The following is an 11,928-nucleotide window of genomic DNA, read 5'->3' as shown; positions in this document are numbered from 1 at the left end:
CCAGAGGGAGGGGGTGGCGCAGCCCGCTGGGCCTATCGTCCCGGTGTGCCTGTTGTCGTTCGTCCGCGGGCCGTCGGCTTCGGCCCCGCCGCTTCGCGGCGGGATGCTTCCCACCCACCCACCCACCCACCCACCCGTTGCTGCCGGGTGCCGGGGTGGGTGGGGGGACTGCCCGAAGGGGACAGGGGCGGTCGTGCGGACCGCCAGGAGCGAGGGCCGAGGAGGGTACTTGCTGGTAGGGGAGGTGCGCGGGGTTTTCCCCGTACTGGTCAGTCGGTACGGGGTTCCTCGGGGGGTGTATGCGTCAACTGTGCTGTTTGGGGGGAGGGTTCGGGTGCGGGGTCAGGGGCCTCCTGGATGACGGGGAAGCGCCGCGGGGCCAGGAACACCAGGACAAGGAGGCAGACGACCGCCGCGCCCGCCGCCCCCAGGTACACCGCGTCGACGGCCGCGTCCACCGCGCGCCGCAGCTTGTCCGCGTCCGCCACCGAGTCCGGGTCGTCGAGCGCCTTGGCCACCGCGTCGAGCGAGCCCGACCCGCCGAGGCGCGCGCTGAGCACCCCGTTGGCCACCGCCCCGAACAGCGCGGCGCCGACGGTCTGCCCGATCTGGCGGCAGAACAGTACGGAGGCGGTGGTCGTGCCCCGCTCCGCCCACCCCACGGTCGACTGCACGCCGACGATCAGGGGGAGTTGGAAGAGCCCGAGCGCGGCGCCGAGCAGCAGCATGAGCAGCGCGGGCTGCCAGGCGGAGCCGGGGTAGGGCAGGAGGGGGAAGGCGAAGAGGACGCAGGCGGCGGCGCCGATGCCCAGCATCGCGGTGTCGCGGAAGCCGATGCGCCGGTAGACGTGCTGGCTGAGCGCCGCCGAGACGGGCCAGCTCAGCGTCATCACGGAGAGCACGAACCCGGCCGCCATCGGCGCCAGTCCCAGCACCGACTGGGCGTACGTGGGCAGGAAGACCGTGGGCGCCACCATCACCAGGCCGAGTGAGCCGAGGGCCAGGTTCACGGCGGCGATGGTGCGCCGCCGCCACACCCAGCCGGGTATGACCGGGTCCGCGGCGCGCCGCTCGACCACCACGACCACGGCGACGCACGCCAGCCCCGTAGCGAACAGGGCGAGAGACGGCGCCGACAGCCAGTCCCAGGCGACACCGCCCTGCACGAGCGCGGTGAGCAGCACACCGCCCGCGGCGAAGACGGCGAGCGCCCCGGGCCAGTCGATGCGTTTCCACACCCCTGCGCGGGTCTCCGGCGCCGGGGTGTCGCGCGCGGGTTCGTGGAGGTGGCGGACGATCAGCCACAGGGCGAGCGCGCCCACCGGCAGATTGATCAGGAAGATCCAGCGCCAGTCGGTGTACGCGGTGATCAGACCGCCCACCGCGGGGCCCGCGACCGCCGAAGTCGCCCACACGGTCGACAGCTTGGCCTGTATCTTCGGCCGCTCCTTGAGCGGGTACAGGTCGGCGGCGAGGGTCTGGACGGTGCCTTGCAGCGCGCCGCCGCCCAGGCCCTGTACGACGCGGAAGGCGATCAGGGCGGCCATGTTCCAGGCGAGGGCGCACAGGGCCGAGCCGAGCAGGAACAGGACGCAGCCGACGACCAGGACGGGTTTGCGGCCGAAGGTGTCGGAGAGTTTGCCGTACACCGGCAGGGTGACCGTCGCGGCGAGCAGATAGCCGGAGAACAGCCAGGAGAAGACGGAGAAGCCGCCGAGCGCGCCGACGATCTGCGGGACCGCCGTGGAGACGATGGTGGCGTCCAGGGCCGCGAGCGCCATGACGAGCATGAGCGCGGCGACGACGGCGCCGCGCCTGTCGGTGGCCTGTGCCATCCCCGGATTCCTTTCCCCCTGCACCTATTGCCTCGGGTCACTTTCTCACCGGGCGGGCTTCCGGGGGAGGGGTGAACTCCCGGAGGGAGACGAACTCTCGGGAGGGAGACGAACTCTCGGGAGAGAGACGAACTCTCGGGGGAGGGTGGAGGGCCTCTCGGCTGGTGGGGCGGGAGATCGCGTGTCGGGAGGGTGGAGCGACCCTGAGAAACGCTCCACCGGCGGGTGGAGAACCCCTAGGGGGACCTCCGTACTACGGACAGGGCGATGTTGGTACCGACGGATGACGAGACCCTCTGACCTGGTCCTTAGATTGGCTTTATGCCCGCAGGGTGGGGGCGGGGGCGCGGGGCGAGGAGACGAACCACAGTGCCGGGGGTGGGGTTTTCCCCAGCAAAAGACTGCGCTCTGCACCAGGGCGCCGGGACACCCCGGCGACCAGAATCTTCACTGTGAGCGAGCGGCGACGCGAACGGCATCGCACCGGGCTCATCTCATCACCGACATAGGAGACTTACCGTGACAACGGCTGTGACCACTCCCAGGCACGGGGGTACTGGAGGGCGTACGGCCGTGGCGGCTCGGGCACGCCAGGTCGTCAAGGCCTACGGCACCGGCGAGACCCGCGTCGTCGCCCTCGACCACATCGACGTGGACATCGCCCGCGGTCACTTCACCGCGATCATGGGCCCGTCCGGGTCGGGCAAGTCCACGCTCATGCACTGCCTCGCGGGCCTCGACAACGTCTCCTCCGGGCAGATCTATCTGGACGACACCGAGATCACCGGCCTGAAGGACAAGAAGCTCACGCAGTTGCGCCGGGACCGGATCGGCTTCATCTTCCAGGCGTTCAACCTGCTGCCGACGCTGAACGCCATCGAGAACATCACGCTCCCGATGGACATAGCGGGCCGCAAGCCCGACCGCGCCTGGCTCGACCAGGTCGTGGACACCGTCGGCCTCGCGGGACGCCTCAAGCACCGCCCGACCGAGCTGTCCGGCGGCCAGCAGCAGCGCGTCGCCGTGGCCCGTGCCCTCGCATCACGGCCGGAGATCATCTTCGGTGACGAGCCGACCGGGAACCTGGACTCCCGCGCCGGCGCCGAGGTCCTCGGCTTCCTGCGCCGCTCGGTGACCGAGCTGGGCCAGACCATCGTGATGGTCACCCACGACCCGGTGGCCGCCTCGTACGCGGACCGCGTGCTGTATCTGGCGGACGGCCGCATCGTCGACGAGATGTACAACCCCACCGCGGAGCAGGTCCTTGACCGCATGAAGCACTTCGACGCCCGGGGGCGCACGTCATGACCGTCCTCAAGACCTCGATGCGCAACTTCTTCGCACACAAGGGACGCATGGCGCTCTCCGCGGTCGCCGTGGTCCTCTCGGTGGCCTTCGTGTGCGGCACGCTCGTCTTCTCCGACACGATGACCACCACCTTCGACAAGCTCTTCGCGGCGACGTCCGCCGACGTCACGGTCAAGCCGAAGAACGCCCCCGAGGCCGACGACGACGGCCCGAAGAACGGCAAGCCCGAATCGCTGCCCGCCTCCGCGATCGCCCGGGTCGAGAAGGCCGCCGGGGTGAAGTCCGTCGAGGGCGGCGTCTCCAGCGACAGCGTCACGGTCGCCGACTCCAAGAACAAGAACATGGGCCCGACCAGCGGCGGCCCGACCCTCGCGGGCAACTGGACCAAGAACGAACTGCGGTCCATGGAGATCACCTCCGGACACGCCCCGCGCGGCCCCACCGAGGTGATGGTCGACGCCGACACCGCCGACAAGCACGACCTGAAGCTCGGCGAAGAGCTGCGCACCATCACCGCCAACGGCGACTTCAAGGCGAAGATCTCCGGCATCGCCACCTTCAAGGTGACCAACCCGGGCGCGGCCGTCTTCTACTACGACACCAAGACCGCCCAGCGTGAACTCATCGGCGCGAGCGGCCGGTTCACCCACCTGAGCGTCACCGCCGCGAACGGCGTCAGCGACGCACAGCTCAAGCAGAACGTCACCAGGACCCTGGCGGGCGACGCCGCCGCGTACAAGGTCAAGACGCAGAAGGAGAGCGCGGACGACGACCGCAAGTCCGTCGGCAGCTTCCTGGACGTCATGAAGTACGCGATGCTCGGCTTCGCCGGAATCGCCTTCCTGGTCGGCATCTTCCTGATCATCAACACCTTCTCCATGCTGGTGGCCCAGCGCACCCGCGAGATCGGCCTGATGCGCGCCATCGGCTCCAGCCGCAAGCAGGTCAACCGCTCGGTCCTGGTCGAGGCGCTGCTCCTGGGCGTCGTCGGCTCCGTCCTCGGCGTCGGCGCGGGCATCGGCCTCGCGGTCGGCCTGATGAAGCTGATGTCCGGCATGGGCATGGAACTGTCCACGAAGGACCTCACCATCGCCTGGACGACGCCCGTGGTGGGCCTCGCCCTCGGCATCATCGTCACCGTCCTCGCCGCGTATCTCCCGGCACGCCGGGCCGGCAAGATCTCCCCGATGGCCGCGCTGCGGGACGCGGGGACACCGGCCGACGGCAAGGCGGGCGCGGTGCGCGCGCTGTTCGGCCTGGTCCTCACCGGCGCCGGTGCCTTCGGGCTCTACACCGCGGGGCAGGCGGACAAGGCGAGCGAGGGCTCGCTGTTCCTGGGCGGCGGTGTCGTCCTGACCCTCATCGGCTTCGTGGTTATCGGACCGGTCCTGGCGTCCCTCGTCGTCCGGGTGATCAGCGCGGTGCTGCTGCGGGGCTTCGGGCCCGTCGGCCGCATGGCCGAGCGCAACGCGCTGCGCAACCCGCGCCGTACGGGTGCCACCGGCGCGGCCTTGATGATCGGCCTCGCCCTGGTCGCCTGCCTCTCCGTCGTCGGCTCCTCGATGGTCGCGTCGGCCACGGACGAGCTCGACAAGTCGGTGGGCGCGGACTTCATCGTGCAGCCCGCCGGTGACAGCGGAAAGCCCCTCACCCCGCAGTCTGTGCGGAATCTGCGGGACGCGCCGCACACCGGGCACGTCACCCGGGTGCGGGAGGTCCCGATGAAGATCACGACCCCGGCGGGCAGGACCGAGAGCGAATCGCTGGTCGCCACGGACCCGACGTACACGAAGGACCTGCGCCGCGAGGCGGTCTCCGGGAGCGTGGCCGGGGCCTACCGCGGGAACGCGATGGCGGTGGGCGAGGAGTTCGCCCGCAAGCACCACCTCAAGGTCGGCGACAAGCTGACGGTCGACTTCGACCACGGCAGGACGGTGAAGCTGAAGCTCGTGGCCGTCATGTCGGACGACACCGCGTTCGACAAGGGCGCGATGTACACGAGCATCGCCACGGCCGAGCGCTATGTGTCCGCGGGGCGGATGCCGCTGGACTCGATGCTGCTCGCCTCGGCGGACAAGGGGCAGGAGGACGCGGCGTACAAGGCGCTGAAGGCCGCCGTCGCCGAGGACCCCGCCGTGCAGGTCATGAACCAGGCCGACTTCAAGGACGACCTGAAGGACCAGGTCGGGCAGATGCTCAACATGGTCTACGGCCTTCTCGGCCTCGCCATCATCGTCGCCATCCTGGGCGTGGTGAACACACTGGCGCTCTCGGTGGTGGAGCGTACCCGCGAGATCGGCCTGATGCGGGCCATCGGCCTCTCCCGGCGGCAGTTGCGCCGCATGATCCGCATGGAGTCGGTGGTCATCGCCCTCTTCGGTGCCCTGCTCGGCCTCGGGCTCGGCATGGGCTGGGGCGCCACGGCCCAGAAGCTCCTCGCCCTCGAGGGCCTGAAGGTCCTGGAGATCCCGTGGCCGACGATCCTCACGGTGTTCGTGGGCTCGGCGTTCGTGGGCCTGTTCGCGGCACTGATACCCGCGTTCCGGGCGGGCCGGATGAACGTCCTGAACGCGATAGCGACGGAATAGTCCTCACCGGACGGGGGAACGGGGGAGGGCCGGGGCCAGGGGAACATTCCCCTGGCCCCGGCCCTCGTACAGGGGAACGTTCCCCTGTACCTGGCCCCGGCCCTGTACCTGGCCCCGGCCCTGTACCTGGCCCCGGCCCTGTACCTGGCCCCGGCCCTGTACCTGGCCCCGGCCCTGGCCCCGGCCCCGGCCCTGGCCCCGGCCCTGGCCCCGGCCCCGGCCCAGGCCCCGGCCCCGGCCCCGGGGGCTGCACCCCTCGCCCGCAGTCCGGCCTCGCCTCCGGACGCGCCGGACGGGCTGCACACGTGCCGGTGCGGCAGTGATCTCAGCCCGTCCGGCGTTTGAGGACGAGCCGCGGAGCGGCGACACGACCGCCCAGGGGCGGAGCTCCCCGCGCCGAGGGGCGCCCCGCGCAGAGAGGAGCCCCGCGCCGAGGGGCGCCCCGCGCAGAGAGGAGCCCCGCGCCGAGGGGCGCCCCGCATCGAGAGGCCCCCGCATCGAGAGGCCCCCCGCATCGAGGGGTGCCCCCGCACAGAGGGGTGCCCCCCGCATCGAGGGGTGCCCCCCGCCCCGCCGACGTACCCTGGGAGGCCCCCGGCCCGTCCCCCCACGAGTCGGGCCGTTCGCGTTGTCCGCATCGTTCTCTGCCCCGGACTGGATGCCTCTTCATGAGCCTGCACGGACTGCTGGACGCCGTCGTCAAGGACGCGGCCCTCACCGAAGCGGTGAAGGCCGCGTCGGACGGCAACCGGCACCACATCGACCTCGTCGGCCCCCCGGCCGCCCGCCCCTTCGCCGTGGCGGCCCTCGCCCGTGAGGCCCGCCGCACCGTGCTCGCGGTGACGGCCACGGGCCGCGAGGCCGAGGACCTTGCGGCGGCGCTGCGCACGATCCTGCCGCCCGAGGGGATCGTGGAGTACCCGTCGTGGGAGACGCTGCCGCACGAGCGCCTCTCCCCGCGCTCGGACACCGTCGGCCGCCGCCTCGCCGTGCTTCGGCGCCTGGCGCACCCCAGCGCGCCGGAGGCGGGGGACCCGGAGACGGGACGGGTCTCCGTGGTCGTGGCGCCGGTGCGTTCCGTGCTCCAGCCACAGGTCAAGGGGCTCGGCGACCTGGAACCCGTGGCGCTGCGCACGGGCGAGTCGGCCGATCTGAACGAGACCGTGGAGGCCCTGGCCGCGGCGGCGTACGCGCGGGTGGAGCTGGTGGAGAAACGCGGTGAGTTCGCCGTGCGCGGCGGCATCCTCGACGTCTTCCCGCCCACCGAGGAACACCCCTTGCGGGTGGAGTTCTGGGGCGACGACGTAGAGGAGATCCGCTACTTCAAGGTCGCCGACCAGCGGTCCCTGGAGGTCGCCGAACACGGCCTATGGGCGCCGCCGTGCCGCGAGCTGCTGCTCACCGAACAGGTGCGGGGCCGAGCCGCCGCCCTCGCCGAGCAGCACCCCGAGCTGGGCGAACTGCTCGGCAAGATCGCCGAGGGCATCGCGGTCGAGGGCATGGAGTCCCTCGCCCCGGTCCTCGTGGACGACATGGAGCTGCTGCTCGACGTGTTGCCGAAGGGGTCGATGGCGCTGGTCTGCGACCCGGAGCGGGTGCGTACGCGCGCTGCGGACCTGGTGGCGACAAGCCAGGAGTTCCTCCAGGCGAGCTGGGCCGCGACGGCCGGTGGCGGGGAAGCGCCGATCGATGTGGGCGCGGCCTCGCTGTGGGGCATCGCGGACGTCCGCGACCGGGCCCGGGAGCTCGGCGTGATGTGGTGGTCGGTGAGCCCCTTCGCCGCCGACGAGACCGCCGCGGACGGCGACGCGGACACCCTCAAGCTGGGCATGCACGCCCCGGAGACATACCGGGGAGACACCGCCAAGGCCCTCGCCGACACCAAGGGCTGGCTCGCCGACGGCTGGCGCACGGTGTACGTCACCGAGGGCCACGGCCCCGCGGCCCGCACCGCCGAGGTGCTCGGCGGCGAGGGCATCGCCGCCCGCCTCGACGCCGACCTCGACGAGCTGACCCCGTCCGTGGTGCACGTGGCGTGCGGCTGCATCGACTACGGCTTCGTCGACCCCGCCCTGAAGCTCGCCGTGCTCACCGAGACCGACCTCACAGGACAGAAGGCGGCCGGTAAGGACGGCACGCGGATGCCCGCCCGGCGCCGCAAGACCATCGACCCGCTCACCCTCGAAGCCGGCGACTACATCGTGCACGAGCAGCACGGCGTCGGCCGCTACATCGAGATGGTGCAGCGCACGGTGCAGGGCGCGACCCGCGAGTACCTGGTCGTGGAGTACGCCCCCGCCAAGCGCGGCCAGCCCGGCGACCGCCTCTACATCCCCACCGACCAACTGGAGCAGATCACCAAGTACGTGGGCGGCGAGGCCCCCACGCTGCACCGCCTCGGCGGCGCCGACTGGACGAAGACCAAGGCGCGCGCGAAGAAGGCCGTCAAGGAGATCGCCGCCGACCTGATCAAGCTGTACAGCGCCCGGATGGCGGCGCCCGGCCACGTCTTCGGCCCCGACACCCCCTGGCAGCGCGAGCTGGAGGACGCCTTCCCCTACGTGGAGACCCCCGATCAGCTCACCACCATCGCGGAGGTCAAGGAGGACATGGAGAAGTCGGTCCCGATGGACCGGCTGGTCTGCGGCGACGTCGGCTACGGCAAGACGGAGATCGCGGTCCGCGCGGCCTTCAAGGCGGTCCAGGACGGCAAGCAGGTCGCCGTCCTCGTCCCCACCACCCTCCTGGTGCAGCAGCACTTCGGTACGTTCTCCGAGCGCTACTCGCAGTTCCCCGTGAACGTGCGGGCGCTCAGCCGCTTCCAGAGCGACACCGAGGCCAAGGCGACCCTCGAAGGGCTGCGCGAGGGCTCCGTGGACGTCGTCATCGGCACCCACCGTCTGTTCTCCTCCGAGACCAAGTTCAAGGACCTCGGCCTGGTCATCGTCGACGAGGAGCAGCGGTTCGGCGTCGAGCACAAGGAGCAGTTGAAGAAGCTGCGCGCGAACGTCGACGTCCTGACGATGTCGGCGACCCCCATCCCCCGTACGCTCGAAATGGCCGTGACCGGCATCCGTGAGATGTCCACGATCACCACGCCCCCCGAGGAGCGGCATCCGGTCCTGACCTTCGTCGGGCCGTACGAGGAGCGGCAGATCGGCGCAGCGGTCCGCCGTGAACTCCTGCGCGAGGGCCAGGTCTTCTACATCCACAACCGCGTCGAGTCGATCGACCGCGCCGCTGCCCGGCTCCGCGAGATCATCCCCGAGGCGCGCATCGCGACCGCCCACGGCCAGATGTCCGAGCAGGCCCTGGAGCAGGTGGTCGTGGACTTCTGGGAGAGGAAGTTCGACGTGCTCGTCTCGACGACGATCGTCGAGTCCGGCATCGACATCTCCAACGCCAACACGCTCATCGTGGAGCGCGGCGACAACTTCGGCCTGAGCCAGTTGCACCAGCTCCGCGGCCGGGTGGGCCGTGGCCGCGACCGCGGCTATGCCTACTTCCTGTACCCGCCGGAGAAGCCGCTCACCGAGACCGCCCACGAGCGCCTTGCGACCATCGCCCAGCACACGGAGATGGGCGCGGGCATGTACGTGGCGATGAAGGACCTGGAGATCCGCGGCGCGGGCAACCTCCTCGGCGGCGAGCAGTCCGGGCACATCGCGGGCGTCGGCTTCGACCTCTACGTACGCATGGTGGGCGAGGCCGTGGCCGACTACCGCGCGTCCCTGGAAGGCGGCGTGGAGGAGGAGCCGCCCCTGGAGGTCAAGATCGAGCTGCCGGTGGACGCGCACGTCCCGCACGACTACGCCCCCGGGGAGCGGCTGCGGCTTCAGGCCTACCGCGCCATCGCCTCCGCGAACACGGAGGAGGACGTCAAGGCGGTCCGCGAGGAGCTCACCGACCGTTACGGCAAGCTGCCGGAGCCGGTGGAGAACCTCCTGCTCGTGGCGGGCCTGCGGATGCTGGCGCGCGCCTGCGGCGTCGGCGAGATCGTGCTCCAGGGCAGCAACATCAGGTTCGCCCCCGTGGAGTTGCGGGAGTCCCAGGAGCTGCGCCTCAAGCGGCTCTACCCCGGCGTCGTCATCAAGCCGACGGGCCGGCAGGTGCTCGTGCCGCGCCCGAAGACGGCGAAGGTCGGCGGCAAGCCGCTGGTCGGCCGGGAACTGCTCGGCTGGGTCGGGGAGCTGCTGGCTTCGGTGCTCGGGTCGTAGCCGGAAGCTGACCCGGTACCGCCTCAGGGAGTGCAGGCCGCCGCGATGGACAGGCCGTCCTCGTAGAGGTGGTGCCGGGTGATCCGGCCGTCCTCGACGGTCAGGCGCAGGGCGAAGGGGCCCGCGTAGGACTTGCCGGTGGCGCGTACGGTCCCCGACAGATGTCCCATGAGGACGGCGTCCGGTCCTTCGACCAGGAACGTGTCCACGGACGCCCGCGCGTCCTCCGCGACGGTGTGCCGGTTCAGGTCCGTGACCTGGGCGGCGCATTCGGCGGCGGTCGCGCGCGGGCGGATCCAGGGGCACGCCGGGTTCTCGGCGAGCAGCCAGTCGACGCGGTCCGCGAACAGCGCCGTGAGCCGCTCGGTGTCCCCGGCCATACGGGCGGCGAGGAAGGCCTGGACGGTGGCGCGGGTGGCCTGGGCTTCGGTCTCGGCCCCGAGTCCGGCTGCGGCTTCGGTCTCGGCCCCGAGTCCGGCTGCGGCTTCGGTCTCGGCCCCGAGTCCGGCTGCGGCTTGGGCCTCCGCCCCGAGTCCGGCTGCGGCTTGGGCCTCGGTGGGCCCGGTGGCGTTCATGGTGTCCATACCGGCAGCTTGCCGCGCGGGGGCGGGGCCGGTCGATTACGCCGCAGGTAACACCCGTCCGGGGGAGCGGCAGCCCCGGCCGCTACCGTAGGGGCCGGTCCTTGGCGGGCCGGTCTGGGGAGGGAAAGCTGTGAGGTTCGCGGGCACCGTGACGCGAGGACGGTCGGCGGCAGGACAGGCGGCGCGGGGACGGACGGCGGGGCGGCGCGCGGTCGCGGGCGTCGCGGCCGCGCTGGTCCTGCTCGGCGGAGTGTCGGGCTGCAAGAGCGACGACGAAGGCAGGGACGGCGCCCGCGACGGCGGTGACGCGGGCGGGACCCCTGGCTCCGGCGCGCGGGGCGGAGCCGCGCTCGCCGCCGTGGACTCACTCACCGTCAAGGGCCGTGCCCCCAAGACCGGTTACGACCGCGCGCGGTTCGGCAGCCCCTGGGCCGACACCGACTCCAACGGGTGCGGTACCCGGGACGACATACTCAAACGGGACCTGGACGGCGTGAAGTTCCGCGGCGGCGACTGCACGGTGGTGTCGGGCACCCTCGCCCCCGACCCGTACACCGGCAAGGACGTGACGTTCACGCGCGGCCGCAGCCGGGTCGACGTCGACCATGTCGTGGCCCTCTCCGACGCCTGGCAGAAGGGCGCGGGCGGCTGGCGTCCTGGCAAGCGCATCGCCCTGGCCAACGACCCCCTCAACCTCCTCGCCGTCGACGCGGGACCCAACCGCGGCAAGGGCGACGGCGACACGGCGACGTGGCTGCCCGCGAACAAGTCCTACCGGTGCGCCTACGTCGCGCGGCAGGTCGCCGTGAAGAAGAAGTACGGGCTGTGGGTGACCGGCGCCGAGCGGGACGCGATGCGCCGGGTGCTCTCGCGCTGCCCGCAGGAGAAGCTGCCGGGCGGCGGCAACCCGACCGAGGCACCGGGACGCTTCCGGGCGCGGTGAGGCACCGCGCCCCACGTCTCACGGCGGGGACCGGTGGCGGGCACGACGGCGCGGTGGCGCGACTGGACGGGGCTGCCGTTCGACGCGGAGGGCCTCGTCGAGGTGCCCGGCGCCCTGGTGCCGGTGCACTGCGAGCCCGCGCGCGGCTACGCGGTGTACGTGGAACCGAATGTGTGGGTGCGGCACGTGCTGTGACGCGCGCCGCGAGGGCGGATACGTGACGGCGGACGCGTGACTGCGGATGCGTGACTGCGGATGCGTGACGGCGGATACGTGACGGCGGACGCGTGACGGCGGATGCGTGACGGCGCGCGTGTGACCAGTACGGCAACGGTTCGGTACAACCCGGGACCGGTCGTGCCGGTCGGCCTATACGCTCGTACCGCATTCGTTCGTTCGTCGGCCGTACGCCGCCGGGGCCCGCCCACAGGTGCCGCTCCCGCGGAGGCGTAC

Annotated in this window: 5 protein-coding genes and 2 pseudogenes; 5 read left to right on the top strand and 2 right to left on the bottom strand. The window is 71.7% G+C overall.

Features of this window, described 5'->3' with window-relative positions; all coding sequences use genetic code 11:
• Positions 1 to 269: 269 nt before the first annotated feature.
• On the bottom strand, positions 270 to 1,835 hold the full coding sequence (locus IG78_RS0116560; protein WP_078965177.1) for an MFS transporter: 1,566 nt from the start codon (positions 1,833 to 1,835) through the stop codon (positions 270 to 272).
• 519 nt (positions 1,836 to 2,354) lie between these two features.
• On the opposite strand from IG78_RS0116560, the gene IG78_RS0116555 reads away from it, so the two are divergent.
• The 3 genes from IG78_RS0116555 to mfd all read left to right on the top strand — a co-directional run bounded on the left by IG78_RS0116555 (position 2,355) and on the right by mfd (position 9,948).
• Complete coding sequence (locus IG78_RS0116555; protein ID WP_030563777.1) at positions 2,355 to 3,143, top strand: ABC transporter ATP-binding protein; 789 nt, start codon at positions 2,355 to 2,357, stop codon at positions 3,141 to 3,143.
• A complete protein-coding gene (locus tag IG78_RS0116550; RefSeq protein ID WP_030563775.1) occupies positions 3,140 to 5,731 on the top strand; it encodes an ABC transporter permease in 2,592 nt (863 codons plus the stop codon). The genes IG78_RS0116555 and IG78_RS0116550 overlap by 4 nt, the downstream gene beginning before the upstream one ends.
• Before the next feature lie 668 nt (positions 5,732 to 6,399).
• The gene (gene mfd, locus IG78_RS0116545; RefSeq protein WP_030563773.1) at positions 6,400 to 9,948 is read left to right on the top strand and encodes a transcription-repair coupling factor; all 3,549 of its coding nucleotides are present in this window, start codon (positions 6,400 to 6,402) and stop codon (positions 9,946 to 9,948) included.
• Positions 9,949 to 9,971: 23 nt separating this feature from the next.
• Here mfd and IG78_RS51360 read toward each other — a convergent pair.
• Positions 9,972 to 10,367, bottom strand: a pseudogene (locus IG78_RS51360) (nuclear transport factor 2 family protein); the annotation flags it as partial.
• A 397-nt stretch (positions 10,368 to 10,764) separates the two neighbouring features.
• Between IG78_RS51360 and IG78_RS0116535 the strand changes: the two are divergent.
• Positions 10,765 to 11,475, top strand: a complete 711-nt coding sequence (locus IG78_RS0116535) for an HNH endonuclease family protein (RefSeq protein ID WP_030563769.1) — start codon at positions 10,765 to 10,767, stop codon at positions 11,473 to 11,475.
• A 33-nt stretch (positions 11,476 to 11,508) separates the two neighbouring features.
• Positions 11,509 to 11,670, top strand: a pseudogene (locus IG78_RS45790) (N-acetyltransferase); the annotation flags it as partial.
• Positions 11,671 to 11,928 lie beyond the last annotated feature (258 nt).

Source organism: Streptomyces aureocirculatus, assembly GCF_000720475.1.
GTDB lineage: Bacteria > Actinomycetota > Actinomycetes > Streptomycetales > Streptomycetaceae > Streptomyces > Streptomyces aureocirculatus.
The sequence above is the reverse complement of the archived record's forward strand: the minus strand, read 5'-3'. Positions and strand labels throughout refer to the sequence as shown.